This is a genomic window from Streptomyces sp. NBC_00029, from assembly GCF_045160505.1.
In the GTDB taxonomy this organism is placed as follows: Bacteria; Actinomycetota; Actinomycetes; order Streptomycetales; family Streptomycetaceae; genus Streptomyces.
Window position 1 is genome coordinate 4,120,697 of the sequence record NZ_CP108292.1, and the last position, 19,499, is coordinate 4,140,195.

Consider the following 19,499-nt stretch of genomic DNA (forward strand, 5'->3'; position numbering starts at 1 on the left):
ACGTGGGCCTCGCCGGCACCTCGAGCGCGGGCGGGGCTGGATCTTGCAGACTCGCCGGCGCTCGAGGCACGGGGTCCGGGGCGGCGCCCCGGGGAACCCGGCTCCGCCGGGCACCGGGCTCTGCCCGGACCCGCGCCTCGAACGCGGGCGAGGCCGAATGTGGCCCCGGCCGGTGGCCGCCCGGCCGGGGCTGGTTCCGGGGCGGCGGTCCGGGAAGACGCCGTCCCCGTTCGTGCGCCGACAGGCCGCGGCAGGCGGGGCTCCGCCCCACGCACCGCGCCTCGAACGCCGGCGGGGCCGAAATCAGGCGGACTGACGGAAGCGGGTCGTGCGGTGGACCGGGTCCGTGTCGATGTGGGGGATCACATGCTCGCCGATCAGTTTGATCGTCGTCATCGTGTCCTCCGGCGAGACGCCGGTCGGCAGACCGAAGGACAGCTGGTCCGCGCCCGCCTGCTCCCAGCGCTTGCACTGCGCGCGGACCTCCGACGGGTCGCCGCAGATCAGCAGTTCCTCGGCGATCAGCAGCTCGATGATCTCCGCGTTGTACTCCGGCAGGGTCTCGGGCCACTCGGGAATCGCCTCGGGCCGCGGGAAGGTGTCGTGGTAGCGGAAGACCAGCGACTGGAAGCGGTTCATGTTCGCGTTGACGGCGATCTCGACGGCCTTGTCGTGGGTCTCGGCGCAGATCGCGGTGGACGTGACCATGACGTTGTCGTTGACGAAGGCACCGATGGCCTTCGCCTCCCGGATGGCCGTCTTGTACTGGTCGAGGACCCACTCCATGTCGGAGACCTTCTGCACGCTGAAGCCCAGCACACCGAGGCCCTTCTTGGCCGCCATCGCGTACGAGGAGGGCGACCCGGCGGCGTACCACATGGCCGGGTGGGCCTTGCCGTACGGCTTGGGGAAGACCTTGCGCGGCGGGAGGGACCAGTGCTTGCCCTGGAAGCCCTCGTACTCCTCCTGGAGGAACATCTTGGGGAATTCCGCGATGGTCTCCTCCCAGATCTCCTTGGTGCCGTTCATGTCCTCGATGCCCGGCAGGAAGCCGAGGATCTCGTGGCTGCCCGCGCCGCGGCCGGTGCCGAATTCGAAGCGGCCCTTGGAGAGGTGGTCGAGCATGGCGACCTTCTCGGCCACCTTGACCGGGTGGTTCACCGGGGCGAGCGGGTTGAAGATGCCGGAGCCGAGGTGGATTCGCTCGGTGGCGTGGGCGAGGTACCCGAGGAACACCTCGTTCGCCGACAGGTGGGAGTACTCCTCCAGGAAGTGGTGCTCGGAGGCCCAGGCGTATTTGAAGCCGGACTTGTCCGCCTGTATGACGTACTCGGTCTCCTCGATCAGCGCCTTGTGCTCTGCCTCGGGGTCGACCTTGGACCGCGCCTCAGGCACGTATCCCTGCACAAAGAGCCCGAATTCCAAGGGGTTCACCGTCCTTTGGTTTCTGACGTTGCGTCAGATTTGATGTCTCGACTGTTCCATCGCCGGGGCCGGAGCGTCAATAGCTGACGCTCCATCAGATGACTTGCCGTCTAGAGGATGCTGACGCCCGCCATCCAGCCGCCGTCGATCACGAACGGCTGGCCGGTGATGTACGAGGAGTCCTCGCCGGTCAGGAAGAGCGCCAGCTTCGCGATCTCCTCGGGCTGCCCCACCCGCCCCATCGGGACCACCCGCTTGTAGAGCTCCGCCATGGCGTCCCTGGCCTCGTCGGTCATGTTCGCCGGGTCCAGCAGGCCCGGATTGGCCATCGGGGTGTCCACCGCGCCCGGGCACATCGCGTTGACCCGGATGCCCTTGCCCGCCAGCTCCAGCGCGGCCACCCGCGTGAGGCCGAGGATCGCCGCCTTGGTCGCGGCGTAGGTGCCGACGTACGCCATGCCCGTCAGGCCCGTGTACGAAGAGGTGTTGACGATGGTGCCGCCGCCCGCCGCCTCGATCTCGGGGGCCACCGTCTTGATGCCGAGGAAGGCGCCCACCTGGTTGACCTGGACCACCTGCTGGAACTCCTCCAGCGGGGTCGCGGTCAGCTCGTTGAAGCGCAGGATGCCCGCGTTGTTGACCAGGCCGTCGACCGGGCCGAAGGTCTCCTTCGCGACGGCGATCGCGGCCGCCCAGTCCTCCTCGCGGCTCACGTCCATCCGTACGTACCGCGCCCGGTCCTCGCCGATGTCCTTGGCCACCGCCGCGCCCTGCTCGTCCAGTACGTCACCAAGGAGCACCGAGGCCCCCTCGGCCGCGAAGAGCCGGGCCTCCTGCTCGCCCTGACCGCGTGCCGCGCCCGTGATGATGACGACGCGCCCGTCCAGCTTGCCCATGGTCCGTCAGCCCCTAGTCGTTGAGGTGGGGGGCCACCTCGGCCCCGAAAGCGGTGATCTGGTCCACGAGTTCGGCGCGGTCGCGGCTGCGGAAGCGCACCTGGATCTGGTCGACGCCGAGCGCCCCGTACTCCCGGAGGGACTCGGCGAGCGCCTCCGCCTTGCCCGTGAGGGTGCGCCGGCCGGTGTCCCAGCCGGGCTCGCCGACGTACAGCGCCTCGGTGATCGCGCCGAACTCGATGGGGTCGGTGACCCCCGCCGCCTCGCGGAGCTCCTTGATCCGGGCGATCTGCGCCGGGAGCTTCTCGCGCGGGTCGCCCTGCGGCAGCCAGCCGTCCCCGCGGACCGCGGCGCGGCGCACGGCGGCCGGCGAGGAACCGCCGACCCAGACGGGGATCCGTTCCTGTGCGGGCCGCGGCAGCTGGCCGAGGTCCTTGAAGGAGAACAGCTCGCCCTCGAACTCCGGGTACTCCTCGGGCCCCAGCGCCGCCCGCAGCGCGTCCAGGGTCTCGTCCAGGACGGCCCCACGGCGCGCGAAGTCCACGCCGAGGATCTCGAACTCCTCCTGGACGTGCCCGGCGCCCACCCCGAGGATCAGCCGGCCGCCGGAAAGGTGGTCGAGGGTGGCGTACTGCTTGGCGCTGAGCAGCGGGTGGCGCAGGCCCAGGATCGCGACGTGGCTCAGCAGCCGCACGTGCTCGGTGATGCCGGCGAGGAAGGACAGGGTCGCCACCGGGTCGTACCAGACGGTGCTCATGGGGCCGGCGAGCCGCCGCGGGATGGCCACGTGGTCGCAAGTGGCCACGTACCCGAAGCCGGCCCGGTCGGCGGCCCGCGCGATCGCGGCGAGATCGGCGGCGGTGGCCGAGGCCTCCCAGGGCTCGGCGTAGATGGTGCTCTGCGACTGGACCGGGAGCTGCATCCCGTGGACCAGCCGACCTTCGGGAAATACGCGCGCCATGGCGGGCCCGCCTCGCCTTCGTCTGCCGATTCGTCATATCGATGCCGGGCCATCGTCGTAGCTGACGAGTCGTCAGACAAGAGGGCCGACGCGGATCTCGCAGGTCTCGCGCATTTGCGGGTACGGGTGCGTACCCGTACCCTTGAAGGATGGGAAGGAGCGCCACGATGGCCGACGCCAACATCCGCATCCCCGAGGAAGCCAAGGACAGACTCGCCGCCATAGCTGCCGCCGAGGGCCTGTCGCTGCGCGCCTACCTCGCCCGGCTCGCCGAGACGCTGCTCACGCCGGCCGAGCGGGCCGAGCGGGCCGAGCAGGCCCGCACCGCGCTGCACTCGTGGACGGGCTACGCCCCGACCGACTCCGAACATCGGGACCTGGACGCCGAATTGGACCGGCGCCTCGCGGAGTCGTGGGAGCGGTGAGGGAAACACACATTGTGCTGGACGAGACGGCCATGCTGGCAGCGGGCCGGGGCAACGTCCTGGTCTCCCGGCTCATCCACCGCGCGCATGCCGAAGCGGGCTGGTTCCTCTACGCCCCCTCCTGCGCACTGGTGGAAGCGGACCGGGCCCGGCCCGGTACGGCGGAGCACCTCGCAGCGCTGCCGGGCCTCACCATCCTCGACCTGGACCTGCCTGCCGCACTGGCCGTCGCACGCCAGGAGACCTGGGCCGCGGCGCACAGCCGGTACGCGGCCCAGCCCACGCCCGACCGGCCCGACGGAGCCGTCGTCGCCACCACGGACCCCGGGCGGTGGAAGGGCGAGCCGGTCCGCGTCCTGGACCTGGGCACCTGACCGGCCGCGCGCGTCAGAAGCCTTCCGGCCCCATCACGATGACCGGCTTCGCCGCCGGGTCGAGGGTCTCCAGGACCTTCTTCATGGCCTCCTTCGGGATGCCGACGCAGCCCTGCGAGGGGCCGTCGTGGTCCACGTGCAGCCAGATGTTTCCGCCCTTGTCCTCGCCGTCCGGCTTGACCGGGTCCAGCGGGGACCTGCCGGGCCTGCGGTTGAAGTCGATGGCGACGACGTAGTCGAAGGAGCCCGCCAGGGACTCGCCGTTCACCCCGAGGCCGGTGGCGACGAAGCCGCTGTCCCGGTCGTACGGGAGCCGGGTGCCGGGCGGCTTCGGCAGCAGGCCACCCGCGTCGGTGAGCGCGAAGACGCCCTGCGGCGAGGTCAGGTCGCCGTACGTGCGCTCGCCGGACCAGCCGTTGGCCCCGTTGCGGGCCGGCCAGCTGTCGGCCCGGACCCAGTCGGCGCCGGGCGCGGGGCGCGTGTAGAAGGTGGCGGTGGACTCCGAGGAGTCGGCGGCCCGGCCGGTGACCAGGATGAGCTGGAGCGACTCGGCCGGGATCCGGGCCCTGGTCTGCTCGCTGACACCGGTCAGGCCCTGCAGGGCGGCGGCGCGCTGGGCGGCCGCCCGCTGGACGTCACGCGCGGCACGGTCCTCGGCCTGCGGCCGGGCGTCCGCGCGGGCCTGCGGCCGGGCACCGGCGGCCTTGTCCGGGTCCTGGGCCACATACACCCAGCCGACCGTGAAGGCCGCCAGGCCGAGGACGGCGGCCACGGCCACGCGGCGGGTCGCACGGGTCCTGTGGGACGGGCGGGAGCGGGCTCGGGCGTGCTTGCTCATTCGACCGACCGTACATCAGCAGGCCCCCGGAGCCCGGGTGGTCAGGGCGTGCGCGCCTCATCGGGCCCCGGGAAGCGGACGCGGACCGTCAGCCCGCCCTCCGGGCCCGGATTGGCCTCGGCCGTCAGCTCCGCCCCGTGCGCCCGTGCGATCGACGCCACGATCGAGAGCCCCAGCCCCGCGCCCTCACCTGCGGTGTGCTGCCGCTCGGCACGCCGGCGGAACGGCTCCAGCAGCCCCGGCACGTCCTTGGGGGCGATCACCGGGCCGGTGTTCGACACCGTCAGTTCCCCGTCGGCGGAGGTCGCCACGCTGATCCGGCCCCCGGCACGGTTGTGACGTACCGCATTGGCCAGCAGATTCCCCAGCAGGTGCCCCAGCAGGGTCCGGTCCCCCGTCACGGTCAGCGGTGCGAAGGTCCGTTCGACGGTCAGCCCCTGCTGCGGACAGGCCGCCAGCTCGGCCGCCGCGAGCGCCGCCAAGTCCACCGGACCGGTCGATTCCAGCCCCTGCTCCGAGACCGCGAGCAGCAGCAGCGACTCGATGAGGTGCTCGCTGGACTCGGCGACACCGATCAGCTTGGCGCGGATCCGGGCGACCTTCTCCGGCGACGGGTCACCGGCCAGCCCGATCTCCGCCGCCGCCCGCTGCACGGCGAGCGGGGTGCGCAGTTCGTGCGCCGCGTTCGCCGCGAACCGCCGCTGCGCGGAGACCAGCTGCTCCATCCGCCCCAGCATCGCGTCGAAGGTGTCGGCGAGCTGCTTGAGCTCGCCGGGCGGGGCCTCGAGGGAGATCCGCTCGTCCAGGTTCTCCCCGGACAGGCGGCGTGCGGTCTCGGTGATCACGCCGACGGGGCGCAGCACCCGGCCGGCCATCCACCACGCGAGCCAGATCGACAGCACGGCGAAGACGGCCAGCGCGAGGAGGGAGTACATCAGCAGCCGGTGCCGGGTCGCGTCGGTGACGGCGTCCGAGAGGTTCTGGGTGTACGCGTAGGTCTTGAGCTGCTCGGCGGTGGGGGGCCTGCCCGAGGGCAGCGCCTTCGCCGGTTCGCAGGCACAGCCCGGGGCGAGCGTCCGGCCGGGGACGGGCCCGGGCGACGGGACGGCGTAGGCCGGGCCGACGGTACGGACGGCCCCGCTCACGCTCGCGTAGAGGCCCTGGCCGACCAGGACGTAGACCAGCGCCACCAGGCCGCCGCCCGCGAGGAGCAGCAGCGAGCCGTACAGGGCGGTGAGGCGGCCGCGCTCGGTCCGCAGCAGTCTCCCCGGCGCGCGGCCCGTGCCGTGCGTGCCGGCCGTGCTGCCCCTGCTGCCCCGCCCGGTGCGGACCCGCATCCGGCGCCCGCTCACCGGGCGGCGATCCGGTAGCCCACGCCCGGCACGGTCTCGATCAGCGGCGGCTCGCCCAGCTTGGCGCGGAGCTTGCTGAGGGTGACCCGGACGGCATTGGTGGAGTAGCTGGTGTCCTGCTCCCACACCTGCTCGATCAGGTCGTCGTTGCTGACGACGGCGCCCTCGGCGCGCAGCAGCGCCTCCAGCACCGCGAACTCCTTGCGGGACAGCGCGAGCCGGTGCCCGTCGCGGGTGGCGCTGCGCCGGGCGGTGTCGACGGCGACCCCGGCGCGCTCCAGTACGGGCGGCAGTGCGGGGCGGGCCCGCCGGCCGAGGGCCAGGACGCGGGCGAGGAGCTCGTCGTAGGCGAAGGGCTTGGTGAGGTAGTCGTCGGCGCCGAGACCCAGGCCCTCGACGCGGTCCCGTACGGTCCCCGAGGCGGTCAGCATCAGGACGCGGGTCAGCAGCCGCTCACGCACGACCTGACGGCAGACCTCGTCGCCGTGCAGGCCGGGCAGGTCGCGGTCCAGGACGAGGACGTCGTACTCGCCCAGGCGCAGGCGGCGCAGGGCCTCCGGGCCGTCCCTCGCCTCGTCGACGGCGAGCGCGTCGCGGCGCAGCCCCTCGGCGATCATCTCCCGGAGGAATTCCTCGTCCTCCACCACCAGTACGCGCATGGCGTCCTCTTTACCCGAGATCGGCATTTCGCCGTTGTAAGCAGGGTGCGAGAGGGAAGCGAAAGGCCCCTTCACCGCAGGCTCGGGCCCATGAAGCGATCCCTGATCATGACCACGGCCGCGGTCGTCACCGGGCTGACCCTGTTCGCCACCGCCTGCGCCAACGACTCGTCGGCGGGGAAGAAGGACTCCTCCGCCGGCACGGGCGGCGGCAGTGCCGGCGGCAGCGACGGCTCGGTGGCCGACAACGCCGTGAAGATGCGCCAGTGCCTGCGCGAGCACGGCATAGACGTGCCCGACCCCGAGCCCGGCCAGGACCCGCGCGGGATGACGCTGGGCGGGGACGCCGACCCGCAGAAGATGCAGGAGGCCATGAAGTCCTGCGGCATGAGCACCGGCTCGGGCGCCGGCCGGGAGCCCACGCAGGAGGAGAAGGACAAGGAGCTGGAGTGGATCCGGTGCATGCGCGAGAACGGGGTCGCCCTCAAGGACCCTGAGTACCACGAGGGCGGCATGAAGAGCGCCACCGAGATCCCCAAGGGGCAGGAGAAGGCCTTCGAGGAGGCCCAGAAGAAGTGCGACACGGCCCGATGAGGAAGCGGGCCAAGTGGCTGCTGGGCTCGCTGGCGGCCGTACTGGCCGTCTCGGGCGGCGGCTGGGCCGTCGTCGCGCAGCCGCAGCGCGACGCCGCCGGACAGGAACGGCGCGAGGCCGGCGGGCTGCCGCCCGCCACGGCGCCGGTCAAGCGCGGCGACCTCAGCTCGGGCCTCCAGGCGGAGGGCACCCTCGGCTACGCGCAGGAGCGCAAGCTGAACGCGGGCGGGCCCGGCGTGCTGACGTGGGTCGCGGGGCAGGGCTCGGCGGTGGAGCGGGACGGGAAGCTGTACGAGGTCAACGGCCGGGCGGTGCGGCTCATGTACGGGTCGACGCCGATGTACCGGCCGCTGCGGACCGGGGACAAGGGCGAGGACGTCAAGCAGCTCAAGCGCAATCTGCAGGCCCTCGGCCACGGCACCGGGCTCGACCCGCAGGACGGCGTCTTCACGGCGGGTACGGCCACGGCGGTCAAGCGGTGGCAGAAGGCGCACAGGGCGACGGAGACGGGCGAGGTCGGCAAGGAGGACGTCGCCTTCGCCTCGGGTCCGCAGCGGGTGCGCGGCAACGACGCGGCGGTCGGCGACGAGCTCGTGCCGGGCAAGCCGGTGCTGACGGTGACGGGCACCGAGCGGATCGTCCGCTTCCAGCTGGAGCCCGCGAAGGCGGGCACGGCCAAGCCCGGCGACCCGGTGACCGTACGGCTGCCGGGCGGCGCGAGCGCCACCGGGCGGATCGACTCGGTGGGCGGCTCCGCCGGACCCGACGACAAGGGCGACGGCGGCGCGGGTGGCGGCGGCGGTGGCAGCGGCGCGGGTGGCGGCGGCGGTGGCGGCGGCGGCGGCGACAAGAAGGCCAAGGTCGAGGTGGTCGTCACCTTCGACAGCCCCGCCGAGGTCGGCGCACCGGACCAGTCCCCGGTGACCGTCGGCCTGACCGGCGAGACCCGCAAGGGCGTGCTCTCCGTACCGGTCAACGCGCTGCTCGCGCTCACGGGCGGCGGCTTCGGCGTCCAGGTCGTGGAGGACGGCCGGGCCCGCGAGGTCCCGGTCGAGCTGGGCATGTTCGGCAATGGCCGGGTCGAGGTGACCGGCGACGCCCTCAAGGAGGGCATGCAGGTGGGGATCCCGAAGCTGTGACGGCCACGACGCACCCCGAACCGGTCGTGGAACTGACCGGAGTCACCAAGGAGTACCCGGGCGGGGTCACGGCCCTGCGCGGGGTCGACCTGACCGTCACCGCCGGCGAACTGCTCGCCATCGTCGGCCCGTCGGGCTCCGGCAAGTCCACCCTGCTGCACATCGTCGGCACCCTGGACCGCCCGACGGCGGGCGGCGTACGGATCGCCGGGTACGACATCGCAGCCCTCTCGGACCGTTCGCTCTCGGCCCTGCGGTCCCGGCATGTCGGTTTCGTCTTCCAGTCCTTCCACCTGGTGGCGGGCATCAGCGCCCGGGCGAACGTCGCCGAGGGGCTGCTGTACAGCGGCCTCTCGCGGGCCGAGCGCCTGCGCCGGGCGGCCGAGGCACTGGAACGGGTCGGCCTCGGGGACCGGATGGACCACCGGCCGCACGAGCTGTCCGGAGGTCAGAAGCAGCGGGTGGCCATCGCCCGGGCGGTCGCGGGAGCGCCGGACCTGCTGCTGGCCGACGAGCCGACGGGCGCGCTGGACACGGCGTCCGGGGAGTCCGTGATGGAGCTGCTGCGCGAGCTGAACCGGGACGGGGCCACCATCGCCGTGATCACCCACGACCAGGAGATCGCGGCGAGCCTGCCGCGGCAGGTGCGGATCCGCGACGGGGAGATCGTCGCGGACGTGCGCGGACATGCGGGGGTGGCGTCATGAGCCGCACCACCAGCCGCACCACCTCCCGTACGGGAGCGGGTGCGCGGGCCCGCACCCGCGCCCGGCGGCTGAGCCCGCCGAGGCTGTCCCCGCGGGACGTCCTGCACGTCGGGTCGGCGGGCCTGCGCTCCCGCCCGATGCGGGTGTTCCTGTCCGCGCTCGGCATCGCCATCGGCATCGCGACGATGATCGCGGTGGTCGGGATCTCCTCCTCCAGCCAGGCGAAACTGCTGCGGGAGCTCGACAGGCTCGGCACCAACATGCTCGTGGCGAAGCCGGGCGAGGGGATGTTCACCGGCCAGGACACCAAGCTGCCCAAGGACGCCCCCGGCATGATGTCCCGGATCGCGGGGGTCGAGTCGGTCGGCACCACCGGGGATGTGGCCGAGTCCGTACGCCGGTCGGAGAACATCCCGAAGGGGGAGACGGGCGGCATCGTGCTCAAGGCGGCCAAGGACGACCTGCTGGGTACCCTGCGCGCGCGGATGGCGAGCGGCACCTGGCTCAACGCGGCCAACGGCCGCTACCCGTCGGTGGTCCTCGGGGACGTCTCCGCGCGCCGGCTCGGCATCACCGAACCGGGCCAGCAGGTCTTCATCGGCGGCCGGTACTTCACGGTGATCGGGATCCTGGAGCCGATCCCGCTGGCCCCGGAGATCGAGCGCTCCGCGCTCATCGGGTGGGACGCGGCCGAGCAGCTGCTGGGCTTCGGCGGTCACCCGACGGCGGTGTACGAGCGGTCGGCGGACGACCGGGTGGCGGCGGTCCGGAAGCTGATCCCCCCGACGGCCAACCCGCAGACCCCGAGCGCGGTGCAGGTCAGCGACCCTTCGGCGGCGCTCCAGGCGAAGGCGGCCACGGAGGGCGCGTTCAGCACGCTGCTGCTGGGGCTGGGCGGGATCGCCCTGCTGGTGGGCGGGGTCGGAGTGGCCAACACCATGATCATCTCGGTGCTAGAGCGGCGCCACGAGATCGGCCTGCGGCGGTCACTGGGCGGCACGAAGGGCCAGATCCGGATCCAGTTCGTGACGGAGTCCCTGCTGCTGTCCGGCCTCGGCGGCCTGGCGGGCATCGCCCTGGGCGGCGCGGCCACGGCGGTGTACGCCCGCGCCGGCGACCTGCCTTGGGTGGTCCCGCTCTGGGCGGTGACCGGCGGCTTCGCCTCGACGCTGGTGATCGGCACCCTTGCCGGGCTCTACCCGGCGGTGCGCGCGGCCGGACTGTCGCCGACGCTGGCGCTGGCGGCGGCGTAGCGGACCGGGGACCGGGGGCCGGGGGTCGGCGGGTCGGCGGGTCGGCGGGTCGGCGGGTCGGCGGGTCGGAGCTGATGCCCGGCGCCGACGGTGGCACCGGCAGTCGGCACCCGGGCGGTTCCGGGGGACGGGGCGGGCAAACAGCGGTAAAAGCCCAGGTGCAAGCCCATCCCCCGGAACCGATCACCGGCGTACATTGAATCGATGATGCGAACTCCACGTCACGCAGCGCGCGTTGTCATCCTGTCCCCCGCCGGGTCCGTGTTCCTCTTCCGCGAGGACAACGTGGAGGTGGGCATCCACTGGCTGCCGCCCGGCGGCGGCATCGATCCCGGCGAGAGCCCCGAGGACTGCGTGCGGCGGGAGCTGCGCGAGGAGACCGGGTGGACCGACCTGGAGCCCGAGCGGCTGCTCTGCACCTGGGAGCACGACTTCACGCACCAGGGGATCCCCGTCCGCCAGCACGAGCACATCTACGTCACCACGGGCCCCCACCGCGAGCCGGTGCTCGAAGCCCCCGGCATCCACTGGCAGTGGCTCACCCCGCAGCGCCTGGCCACCCTGGGCGAACCCCTGTGGCCCCCGCGCCTGCCGGATCTCCTGGCCGACGCCCGGACGGAGCCGGTCCACCTGGGGCTGCTGGCCTAGGGGGCGGCCCCTGTCCTGGGCCGGTCGGCCCCTCTCCGGGGACTCCGCTCGGAGCAAGTGCCGGCGGCGGGGGCGGAGCCCCGCCCGCCTGCGCCCTATTCCAGACCGATCGCGTCGCAAGTGGCCTTGAGGGCCTCGGTGCAGATCTCGTCGACGGTGAAAACGTTGTCAAGGACCAGGGTGCTCCTGATGTTGTCGCGGGTCACGGACACGCCGAGGATGAGGACGGAGGGGACTCGCTTGGTGGTGGGGCTGCTGACCACCTGGTTGATGACTCCGTCGATCCTGTCGCCCTGGGCGAGAAGGACGGCGATCTCGGCCGCGGCCTCGGCCTCGCGGGAGTAGGGCTTGTAGACGCTCATGAACTGCTCGCCCGCCACGATCCGCTGCACGGCGGCGAGCTCGGTGTCCTGACCGGTGACCGGCGGCAGGGGGGAGACACCGGCGGCCTTGAGGGCGGAGATGATTCCGCCGGCCATGCCGTCGTTGGCGGAATAGACGCCAACGATCTTGTCCTTGCCGAGTGCGGAGATCGCCGCCGACATGTTGGCGCTCGCGTTCTCCCGCTTCCACTCGGCGGTGTCGTACTCCTTGCCGATGTTCACCTTGCCCTCGAGGACGGCGCGGGCGCCGTCCTTGTAGCGGGCGGCGTTCGGGTCCGTGAGGGCGCCGTGCATCATGACTATCTTCCCGCTCTTGGCTCTGTCGCCCAGGGAATCCAGCAGGGTCTTGCCCTGGAGGCGGCCGATGTCCTCGTTGTCGAAGGAGACGTACGCATCGACCGGGCCCTCGGCCAGGCGGTCGTAGGCGACGACCGGGATGCCCGCCGCCTTGGCCTTCGCCACCGCGCCGGCGATCGCCTTGGAGTCCACCGCGTCGACGACCAGGACATCGACCTTGCTCTCGATCATCGCGTCGGCCTGGGCGTTCTGCTTGGCCGCGTCCCCCATCGCGTTGGCGTAGACCACCTTGCCCTTGCCGAGGGTCAGCATGGAGACCTTCTTCTCCATCAGCGGCTTGTCGAACTTCTCGTACCGCGCGGTCTCGTTCTCGGGGAGCAGCAGGCCGATCGTGACGCTGTTGCTCCCGCTCGAGCTGACCTCCTCGGTGGTGCCGCAGGCGGTGAGGGTGGCGGCGAGCGCCAGCGCGGTCAGAGCAGTAGGGGTGCGCAGATACGGGTTCATGCGGTGGGACCTCCCTGACGTGGCCGATTTCGTACGGCCGAGGTGGCGCGGAACGCCCTGCCCTTTCCGCTGAGCGGGAGGGTACCGTCCGCCCGCGGGAGCGTGGACGGCGGCCGGGACCGAACTCCACCGAGCACTGTCCCGGGGCGACGGGCCGGCCACTGCCAAGCCCTGGTCACCCTCGCCCGCCTACGACTCCGGCTCCCCACCTGACGTTGAAGACCGAGGACAACGCGGGCTCGGCCGACAGGATCCGGAAGGGACGGCCTAGCCCGCCTGAGCCTTGGTGGTTGCGGTCTTGGCGGTGGCCTTGGTGTACAGCTGGGCCGCGTACTCGCCGAGGACCGTGCTGGTCGACACGTCGTCCGTCTCCCCGCCCGTGAGGATGCCGACGATCTTCCCGTCGCGGGCGATCCACGCGCTGCCGCTGGTGCCGCCCGGGAAGTCGGCGCAGTCGAAGCGCTGCTGGGTCGCGCTCTCGCGGACGGCGACCGACGTGCAGGTGCGGGGGATCTTGCGGTCGGCGGGGTAACCGGTCACGGTCACCTCCTCGCCCGCGCGGCCGCTGGTGTCGAGCACGGCCGCGCCGGTCACGTCCTCGATGGTGCGGCCCTTGTCGTCCGGGGCGAGGCGCGCGAAGGCGAGGTCGTAGTCGTCGTCCGTGCCCTCGGCCCAGCGGTCGTCCTCGAAGACCTGCTCGATCTTCCATGTGCCGTACGGGGCGAAGCCGTTGGCGTAGGCGGGGGCGAAGACGGCGCTGCCGCCGCTCTGGTCCCCCTCGAGCAGGCAGTGCCCGGCAGTGATGATCAGGTTCCGGCCGGGGCTGCTCACCACGGTGGCGGTGCAGAAGTGGTCACTGTCCAGGCCGTCGGTGAACAGGGCCCCGGTGAAGGCTGCGGGCCCGCCGGGCGGCGGGGTGACGGCCGGCGGCAGGGTGGTGCCGGGGAGCGGGGTGAGCTGGGGCTTCGCGGCTTGCGATCGCGACGACGGTCCCGTCGGCGAGGCGGACGGCGCGGCTTTCGCGCGTACGGGCGGGACCCCTTCGGGTGGCGGCGCGAGCTTGGCCACCGCGGCCGACGCCCCCAGAGCCGCCATCGCGCACAGCACCGCCGTCACGACGGTCCGCTTGTCCACCGGCATGATCATCCTTCCGCTTCACCCTGGCGAAGCATGCCCCGGCGGCAGGTGCGGTTGCAAGAACGCGGACGGCTTCCGGCCCCCTCCTCACACGGGTCCGGCCTGCAGATCACATACGAGGCGCAGGCCCGGACGGCCGTCCAGATCGATCTCGCCGACGGGTACGAATCCGGTACGGGCCAGCACTGCGCGCGAAGCGGGGTTGTCGAGCGTGGTGACCGCGCGCAGCCCGGTCAGTCCGTACTGCGCGACCGCGAGGCCCCGGGCCTCGCGGACCGCGGCCGTCGCCAGGCCCCGGCCGGCGGCGCGCTCCGCGATCCGGTACCCGAGCTCGGCCGAACCGTCGGCCGCGTCGACGAGGTTGACCCGGCCCACGATCTCGCCGTCGTCCTCCACCAGCACGTGGAAGAAGCACAGCCCGGCGGCCTGCTCGGTCAGCAGCGAGGCGTGCCGCTCGTCGAAGCGGTCGAAGTACTGATCGCCGCGGTCGGGCACGGAGGCGGCGAAGTAGGCCCGGTTCTCCCGCTCGAACGCGAGCAGGGCCGGGGCGTGGTCGAGGCGGAGCAACTGGATTCGGGGCACGGCCCGATGCTAGGCCGACTCCCGGCCGCGCGCCGGGACGAACCCTCGGGGCTGCCGCCGGCCGCGTGACCCGGCCAGGTGTGCGCGGGCGGGGTGGCGGGTGGACGGCGAGGTCTGCCGCGGGGGCGGCACGGGATCCTCCGGCGGGCTCGGTTCGGTGTGGCGGTCCCGACCTCACCCGCCTGGACCCGGCCTCACCGAACCGGCTCCCTCCCCGGATCCGGCGTCGGCACGATCCCTCCCTCCCCCTGCGGGGGAAGCCTCTCGTCCTACGGGCGCGCGGTCACGCCCCCGGCCCCGCCCACAGGCCGTCCGCCGTGAGGCCGAGCAGGTCGATCGCGTTGCCGCGCACGATGCGGTCCACCACGTCCGGCGCCAGGTGGCCCATCTGGGCCTCGCCGACCTCGCGGGACTTGGGCCAGGTCGAGTCCGAGTGGGGGTAGTCCGTCTCGTACAGGACGTTGGCGACACCGATCGAGTCGAGGTTCTTCAGGCCGAACGCGTCGTCGAAGAAGCAGCCGAAGACGTGCTCGGCGAAGAGCTCCGACGGCGGGCGCAGCACCTTGTCCGCGACCCCGCCCCAGCCCCGGTTCTCCTCCCAGACCACGTTCGCGCGCTCCAGGATGTACGGGATCCAGCCGATCTGGCCCTCCGCGTACATGATCTTCAGGTTGGGGAAGCGCTCGAACTTGCCGCTCATCAGCCAGTCGACCATCGAGAAGCAGCAGTTGGCGAAGGTGATGGTGGAGCCGACCGCGGGCGGGGCGTCCGCGGAGGTGGACGGCATGCGGGAGGAGGAGCCGATGTGCATGGCGATGACCGTGCCGGTCTCGTTGCACGCCTCCAGCAAGGGGTCCCAGTCGTCCGTGTGGATGGAGGGGAGGCCCAGGTGCGGGGGTATCTCGGAGAAGGCGACCGCGCGCACGCCGCGTGCGGCGTTGCGGCGGACCTCGGCGGCGGCCAGACGGGCGTCCCAGAGCGGGATCAGGGTGAGGGGGATCAGACGGCCGCGGGCGTCGGGGCCGCACCACTCCTCCACCATCCAGTCGTTGTAGGCCCGTACGCCGAGGAGCCCCAGCTCGCGGTCCTTGGCCTCGGTGAAGGTCTGGCCGCAGAAGCGGGGGAAGGTCGGGAAGCAGAGGGCGGACTGGACGTGGTTGACGTCCATGTCCGCGAGCCGCTCGGGAACCGAGAAGGACCCCGGGCGCATCTGCTCGTAGGTGATGACTTCCAGCTTGATCTCATCGCGGTCGTACCCGACAGCCGTGTCGAGTCGGGTGAGCGGCCGGTGCAGGTCCTCGTACACCCACCAGTCGCCGATGGGGCCGTCGTCGCCCTTGGCCCCCATGACGGGAGCGAACTTGCCGCCGAGGAAGGTCATTTCCTTCAACGGGGCGCGGACGACTCGGGGCCCGATGTCGCGGTACTTGGACGGGAGCCGGTCCCGCCAGACGTGGGGGGGCTCCACCGTGTGGTCGTCCACCGAGATGATCTTCGGGAAGGTCTCCATGACCCATACGGTAGCGCCGATCTGACGAACCGTCAGCTAGTTGGTCCGTGATCGGTCAACTACGGGCTGACGTGTACGCGCGAGACAGGGCAGACTGACCATGACACCGACGGAAGGCAGGGGGACGACAGATGGACGGCGTACCGGCCATCCCGAGCCCGCGGAAACACCCCGAGGCCCGTACGGCTGCCGCCGCACCCGAAACCGGGGCGCGCCCCGTCGCCCGTCCCGCCGGGACGCGGGGCGAGGCGGGTGACGATGCCGTGGCCAAGTCCGTGTCGCGGAGGGCAACCGCCGCCGCGGGCACCGCTGCAGGCACCTCCGCGGGCACCACCCCGGACGCGAGGACCGCGGCAGGCGCCAGAACCCGTACCGGAACCGATAGCGGAACCGGAAGCGGAACCACCACGCGCTCCGCCCCGGCCTCCACCGCCTCCGCCACGGACGCCGTGGACACCGCGGACGCCGCGGCCGCCGCCGTGGGTGCGGAGGCGGCCCCCGGCGAGTCCCGCTTCGCCGTCCTCGGCCCCGTCCGCGCCTGGCGCGGCGCCGAGGCCCTGCCCTCCGGCACCCCCCAGCAGCGCGCCCTGCTCGCGGTGCTCCTGCTGCGCGACGGCCGCACCGCCACCGCGCCCGAGCTCATCGACGCCATCTGGGGCGAGGACCCGCCGCAGCAGGCCCTCGCCACCATCCGTACGTACGCCTCCCGCCTGCGCAAGGTCGTCGCCCCGGGCCTGCTCGTCACCGAGTCCGGCGGCTACGCCATACGGCTGCGCTCCGCCGCCACCCTCGACCTCGGCGTCGCCCGCAGCCTCGCCGCCGATGCCGAGACGGCCCGCGCCGCGGGCGACCGCTCCCTCGCCCGTACGCTCCTCGCCCGCGCCCTCGACCTCTGGGAGGGCGAGCCCCTCGCCGGGATCCCGGGACCCGCGGCCTCGACCGAGCGCACCCGGCTCGCCGAATGGCGCCTCCAGCTGCTGGAGACCCGTCTCGACCTCGACCTGGAGGTCGGCCACCACGCCGAGGCCGTCTCCGAGCTCACCGCCCTCACCGCCGCCCACCCGCTGCGCGAACGCCTGCGCGAGCTGCTGATGCTCGCCCTCTACCGCAGCGGCCGGCAGGCCGAGGCCCTCGCCGTCTACGCAGACACCCGCCGCCTCCTCGCCGACGAGCTCGGCGTCGACCCGCGCCCCGAGCTGTCCGCGCTCCAGCAGCGCATCCTGAACGCCGATGCCGATCTCGCCCGCGCCGAGGACCCGGCCCCGGCCGCCGCGACCGTTCACGTGAGGCCCGCCCAATTGCCTGCGACCGTCCCCGACTTCACCGGCCGCTCCAGTTTCGTCGCCGAGCTGGGCGCCATCCTCGGCGGCGGCGCCCACGACCAGGTCATGGCCGTCTCCGCGCTGGCCGGCATCGGCGGCGTCGGCAAGACCACCCTCGCCGTGCACGTCGCCCACGCCGCCCGCCCGCACTTCCCCGACGGCCAGCTCTACGTCGACCTCCAGGGCACCGAGGCCCGCCCCGCCGAGCCGGAGGCCGTCCTCGGCTCCTTCCTGCGCGCGCTGGGCACCCCCGACACCGCCATCCCCGACTCCCCCGCCGACCGGGCCGCGCTCTACCGCTCCATCCTCGACGGCCGACGCGTCCTGGTCCTCCTCGACAACGCCCGCGACGCCGCCCAGGTCCGCCCGCTGCTGCCGGGCACCGCAGGCTGCGCCGCCCTCGTCACCAGCCGGGTCCGCATGGCGGGCCTCGCCGGGGCCCATCTCGTCGACCTCGACGTGATGAGCCCCGATGAGGCCCTCCAGCTCTTCACCCGGATCGTCGGCGAGGAGCGCGTGCGCGCCGAACGGCAGGCCGCCCTCAACGTCGTCGGCGCCTGCGGCTTCCTGCCGCTCGCCATCCGCATCGCCGCCTCCCGGCTGGCCGCCCGCCGCACCTGGACGGTCTCCGTCCTCGCCGCCAAGCTCGCCGACGAGCGCCGCCGCCTCGACGAGCTCCAGGCCGGCGACCTCGCCGTCAAGGCCACCTTCGAGCTGGGCTACGGCCAGCTCGAGCCCGCCCAGCAGCGCGCCTTCCGCCTCCTCGGCCTCGCCGACGGCCCCGACATCTCGCTGTCCGCCGCAGCCGCCGTGCTCGACCTGCCCGAGTACGACACCGAGGACCTCCTCGAGGCCTTAGTCGACTGCTCCCTGCTCGAATCCGCCGCTCCCGGCCGCTACCGCTTCCACGACCTCGTACGCCTCTACGCGCGTGCCTGCGCCGAACGCGACGAGCAGCCGCCGAGTGGGCGCGAGGCTGCCCTGGACCGGCTGCTGGACTTCTACCTGGCCACCGCCTCCGGCGTCTACGCCCTGGAGCGCCCCGGCGACCGGCTGCCCGCGCACCTGTCCGACACCCACTACCCGGGGCTGGTCTTCGCCGAACCGCGCACCGCCCTGGACTGGCTGTACGCCGAGGCCGACCCGCTGCTGGCGTGCGTACGGCAGGCCGCCGTACGGGGCGGCGAGACGCTGGTCCTGCGCCGGGCCGTGGACCTGCTGTGGGCGGCGAAGGACCTGGCCGAGTCCGGGGCCAACTCCCGGCAGTACGAGTCCGCCGCCGTCGCCCTGCGCGACGCGGCCCAGGCCGCCAAGGACGCGTACGCCGAGGGCCGCGCCCGCACCACCCTCACCAACGTCCACCTGGTCGCGGGCCGGTTCGCCGAGGCCGACGACGAGGCCGCCCGGGCCACCGTGCTCGCCCGCGAGGCCGGCGACCCGCTGCCCATGTGCTGGGCGCCCAACGACCGCGGGATCATCGCCCTCTACCAGGGCCGGCACACGGACGGCGAGCGCTACCTGCTGGAGGCCATCGAGAACTTCCGCGCCGACGGCAACAACGTCGGCGAGGCCAGCGCCCTGTGCAACCTCTCCCGCATCCACGTGGAACTGGGCCGTCTGCCCAGCGCCATAGACCTCGCCCAGCAGGGCATCGCCATCTACGACCGGATGGGGCTCAGCCTGCGCCTGGCCAACGGCCGCTACGCGCTCGGCATCGCCCTCACCCAGGCGGGCCGGCTGGGCGAGGCCCTCGCGCAGCTCGCCGAGGCACTGTCGCTGTTCCACGACAACCGCCAGCCGCTGTGGGAGGGCGTGACCCACTTCCGGCTCGCCGAGGCCCACCTGGCGGCGCGCCGGCCCACGCTGGCCGCCTCGCACGCCGAGCAGGCGATCGCGCTGCGCGGCATCGGCGGGGAGTGGCGGCGGGCCACGGTCCTGACGGTGCTCGGCAAGGCGCTGCGGCGGCTGGGGCAGACGGACCGGGCGCGGGCGTGCTGGCGGGACGCGGAGAGCGTGTTCACGCAGCTGAGGTCGACCGAACTGGGCGAGGTCCAGGCCCTGCTGGCTTCGGAGATCGCCGCCTGAGCTGCGGGGACGCCGGCTGAACGCGGCGTTCATCGTTCGTTTATCACCGTCGGACACGATAGGTGCATCGACCCGGCGCGTCGGGGGGGCGCCCGGGCCGGTTGGTGGACTACCCGTTCGGCGGTCATCGGGGGAATCGCCGAACGGGCCCGGCCCTAACCATCCATCAGGAGAACCGATGACGACGAACGAGAACCTCAAGCCGCTCGACAACCACGCCTCGGGCGTCGAGATCGAGACTCTGGACAACCACGCTTCGGGCATCGAGATCAAGCCGCTCGAGAAGGACGCGGCTCCGGCCGCCGCCGCGGACGAGGAGATCCAGACGCTGGACAACCACGCGTCCGGTCCGCGCCCGTAGCGCTCGCAGGACATACGGGGGATTTCAACGGGGGAACGGCGGTCGCG

The 19,499-nt window shown here is 72.8% G+C and carries 19 protein-coding genes; 9 read left to right on the forward strand and 10 right to left on the reverse strand.

The window, feature by feature from the left end:
• Positions 1 to 303: 303 nt before the first annotated feature.
• The 3 genes from OG753_RS19245 to OG753_RS19255 form a co-directional block, all read right to left on the reverse strand.
• Positions 304 to 1,425, reverse strand: a complete 1,122-nt coding sequence (locus OG753_RS19245; protein WP_327266820.1) for an LLM class flavin-dependent oxidoreductase — start codon at positions 1,423 to 1,425, stop codon at positions 304 to 306.
• 110 nt (positions 1,426 to 1,535) lie between these two features.
• Positions 1,536 to 2,321: a glucose 1-dehydrogenase gene (locus OG753_RS19250; protein WP_327262994.1), complete on the reverse strand. Its 786-nt coding sequence runs from the start codon at positions 2,319 to 2,321 to the stop codon at positions 1,536 to 1,538.
• A 13-nt stretch (positions 2,322 to 2,334) separates the two neighbouring features.
• Positions 2,335 to 3,282 (reverse strand): TIGR03619 family F420-dependent LLM class oxidoreductase, encoded by a 948-nt coding sequence (locus OG753_RS19255; protein WP_327262995.1) that lies wholly within the window; start codon positions 3,280 to 3,282, stop codon positions 2,335 to 2,337.
• A 167-nt stretch (positions 3,283 to 3,449) separates the two neighbouring features.
• On the opposite strand from OG753_RS19255, the gene OG753_RS19260 reads away from it, so the two are divergent.
• Together OG753_RS19260 and OG753_RS19265 are read left to right on the forward strand one after the other, a co-directional pair.
• Positions 3,450 to 3,707: a hypothetical protein gene (locus OG753_RS19260; RefSeq protein ID WP_405789352.1), complete on the forward strand. Its 258-nt coding sequence runs from the start codon at positions 3,450 to 3,452 to the stop codon at positions 3,705 to 3,707.
• 32 nt (positions 3,708 to 3,739) lie between these two features.
• Entirely contained in the window at positions 3,740 to 4,081 is a 342-nt protein-coding gene (locus OG753_RS19265) for a hypothetical protein (protein WP_405792723.1), read from the forward strand.
• Positions 4,082 to 4,094: 13 nt separating this feature from the next.
• On the opposite strand, the gene OG753_RS19270 is transcribed toward OG753_RS19265, so the two are convergent.
• The 3 genes from OG753_RS19270 to OG753_RS19280 form a co-directional block, all read right to left on the reverse strand.
• A complete protein-coding gene (locus OG753_RS19270) occupies positions 4,095 to 4,919 on the reverse strand; it encodes a hypothetical protein (protein WP_405789353.1) in 825 nt (274 codons plus the stop codon).
• A 41-nt stretch (positions 4,920 to 4,960) separates the two neighbouring features.
• Positions 4,961 to 6,178, reverse strand: a complete 1,218-nt coding sequence (locus tag OG753_RS19275; protein ID WP_405792725.1) for an ATP-binding protein — start codon at positions 6,176 to 6,178, stop codon at positions 4,961 to 4,963.
• Positions 6,179 to 6,267: 89 nt separating this feature from the next.
• On the reverse strand, positions 6,268 to 6,930 hold the full coding sequence (locus OG753_RS19280) for a response regulator transcription factor (protein WP_405792727.1): 663 nt from the start codon (positions 6,928 to 6,930) through the stop codon (positions 6,268 to 6,270).
• Between the two features lie 90 nt (positions 6,931 to 7,020).
• Between OG753_RS19280 and OG753_RS19285 the strand changes: the two genes are divergently transcribed.
• From OG753_RS19285 to OG753_RS19305, 5 genes are all read left to right on the forward strand, one after another.
• Positions 7,021 to 7,524: a hypothetical protein gene (locus tag OG753_RS19285; protein ID WP_327262998.1), complete on the forward strand. Its 504-nt coding sequence runs from the start codon at positions 7,021 to 7,023 to the stop codon at positions 7,522 to 7,524.
• Complete coding sequence (locus tag OG753_RS19290) at positions 7,521 to 8,663, forward strand: peptidoglycan-binding protein (protein ID WP_405789356.1); 1,143 nt, start codon at positions 7,521 to 7,523, stop codon at positions 8,661 to 8,663. The genes OG753_RS19285 and OG753_RS19290 overlap by 4 nt, the downstream gene beginning before the upstream one ends.
• On the forward strand, positions 8,660 to 9,370 hold the full coding sequence (locus OG753_RS19295) for an ABC transporter ATP-binding protein (RefSeq protein WP_383198434.1): 711 nt from the start codon (positions 8,660 to 8,662) through the stop codon (positions 9,368 to 9,370). Before OG753_RS19290 ends, OG753_RS19295 begins: the two co-directional genes overlap by 4 nt.
• Positions 9,367 to 10,623: an ABC transporter permease gene (locus OG753_RS19300; protein ID WP_405789357.1), complete on the forward strand. Its 1,257-nt coding sequence runs from the start codon at positions 9,367 to 9,369 to the stop codon at positions 10,621 to 10,623. Before OG753_RS19295 ends, OG753_RS19300 begins: the two co-directional genes overlap by 4 nt.
• A gap of 204 nt (positions 10,624 to 10,827) precedes the next feature.
• Positions 10,828 to 11,271: an NUDIX domain-containing protein gene (locus tag OG753_RS19305; protein ID WP_327263002.1), complete on the forward strand. Its 444-nt coding sequence runs from the start codon at positions 10,828 to 10,830 to the stop codon at positions 11,269 to 11,271.
• A 95-nt stretch (positions 11,272 to 11,366) separates the two neighbouring features.
• Here the strand turns inward: OG753_RS19305 and OG753_RS19310 are convergent, their stop codons facing one another.
• The 4 genes from OG753_RS19310 to OG753_RS19325 form a co-directional block, all read right to left on the reverse strand.
• Positions 11,367 to 12,455 carry a substrate-binding domain-containing protein gene (locus OG753_RS19310; protein ID WP_405789359.1) on the reverse strand — a complete coding sequence of 363 codons (1,089 nt, stop codon included), beginning with the start codon at positions 12,453 to 12,455 and terminating at the stop codon, positions 11,367 to 11,369.
• Between the two features lie 267 nt (positions 12,456 to 12,722).
• Positions 12,723 to 13,595 (reverse strand): trypsin-like serine protease, encoded by an 873-nt coding sequence (locus tag OG753_RS19315; RefSeq protein ID WP_327263004.1) that lies wholly within the window; start codon positions 13,593 to 13,595, stop codon positions 12,723 to 12,725.
• 84 nt (positions 13,596 to 13,679) lie between these two features.
• The gene (locus OG753_RS19320; RefSeq protein WP_405789361.1) at positions 13,680 to 14,174 is read right to left on the reverse strand and encodes a GNAT family N-acetyltransferase; all 495 of its coding nucleotides are present in this window, start codon (positions 14,172 to 14,174) and stop codon (positions 13,680 to 13,682) included.
• Between the two features lie 283 nt (positions 14,175 to 14,457).
• The gene (locus tag OG753_RS19325) at positions 14,458 to 15,684 is read right to left on the reverse strand and encodes an amidohydrolase family protein (protein ID WP_405789363.1); all 1,227 of its coding nucleotides are present in this window, start codon (positions 15,682 to 15,684) and stop codon (positions 14,458 to 14,460) included.
• A 131-nt stretch (positions 15,685 to 15,815) separates the two neighbouring features.
• Between OG753_RS19325 and OG753_RS19330 the strand changes: the two genes are divergently transcribed.
• Both OG753_RS19330 and OG753_RS19335 read left to right on the forward strand, forming a co-directional pair.
• Positions 15,816 to 19,091 (forward strand): BTAD domain-containing putative transcriptional regulator, encoded by a 3,276-nt coding sequence (locus tag OG753_RS19330; protein ID WP_405789364.1) that lies wholly within the window; start codon positions 15,816 to 15,818, stop codon positions 19,089 to 19,091.
• A 178-nt stretch (positions 19,092 to 19,269) separates the two neighbouring features.
• The gene (locus OG753_RS19335; protein ID WP_327263008.1) at positions 19,270 to 19,452 is read left to right on the forward strand and encodes a hypothetical protein; all 183 of its coding nucleotides are present in this window, start codon (positions 19,270 to 19,272) and stop codon (positions 19,450 to 19,452) included.
• Positions 19,453 to 19,499: the final 47 nt, after the last annotated feature.

Coding starts and splice junctions, on each gene's coding strand:
- OG753_RS19265 (WP_405792723.1), top strand. CDS start 3,740: ATGCTGGCAGCGGGCCGGGGCAACGTCCTGGTCTCCCGGCTCATCCAC.
- OG753_RS19285 (WP_327262998.1), top strand. CDS start 7,021: ATGAAGCGATCCCTGATCATGACCACGGCCGCGGTCGTCACCGGGCTG.
- OG753_RS19305 (WP_327263002.1), top strand. CDS start 10,828: ATGATGCGAACTCCACGTCACGCAGCGCGCGTTGTCATCCTGTCCCCC.
- OG753_RS19280 (WP_405792727.1), bottom strand. CDS start 6,930: ATGCGCGTACTGGTGGTGGAGGACGAGGAATTCCTCCGGGAGATGATC.
- OG753_RS19300 (WP_405789357.1), top strand. CDS start 9,367: ATGAGCCGCACCACCAGCCGCACCACCTCCCGTACGGGAGCGGGTGCG.
- OG753_RS19330 (WP_405789364.1), top strand. CDS start 15,816: ATGGACGGCGTACCGGCCATCCCGAGCCCGCGGAAACACCCCGAGGCC.
- OG753_RS19315 (WP_327263004.1), bottom strand. CDS start 13,595: ATGCCGGTGGACAAGCGGACCGTCGTGACGGCGGTGCTGTGCGCGATG.
- OG753_RS19335 (WP_327263008.1), top strand. CDS start 19,270: ATGACGACGAACGAGAACCTCAAGCCGCTCGACAACCACGCCTCGGGC.
- OG753_RS19310 (WP_405789359.1), bottom strand. CDS start 12,455: ATGAACCCGTATCTGCGCACCCCTACTGCTCTGACCGCGCTGGCGCTC.
- OG753_RS19255 (WP_327262995.1), bottom strand. CDS start 3,282: ATGGCGCGCGTATTTCCCGAAGGTCGGCTGGTCCACGGGATGCAGCTC.
- OG753_RS19325 (WP_405789363.1), bottom strand. CDS start 15,684: ATGGAGACCTTCCCGAAGATCATCTCGGTGGACGACCACACGGTGGAG.
- OG753_RS19250 (WP_327262994.1), bottom strand. CDS start 2,321: ATGGGCAAGCTGGACGGGCGCGTCGTCATCATCACGGGCGCGGCACGC.
- OG753_RS19270 (WP_405789353.1), bottom strand. CDS start 4,919: ATGAGCAAGCACGCCCGAGCCCGCTCCCGCCCGTCCCACAGGACCCGT.
- OG753_RS19260 (WP_405789352.1), top strand. CDS start 3,450: ATGGCCGACGCCAACATCCGCATCCCCGAGGAAGCCAAGGACAGACTC.
- OG753_RS19290 (WP_405789356.1), top strand. CDS start 7,521: ATGAGGAAGCGGGCCAAGTGGCTGCTGGGCTCGCTGGCGGCCGTACTG.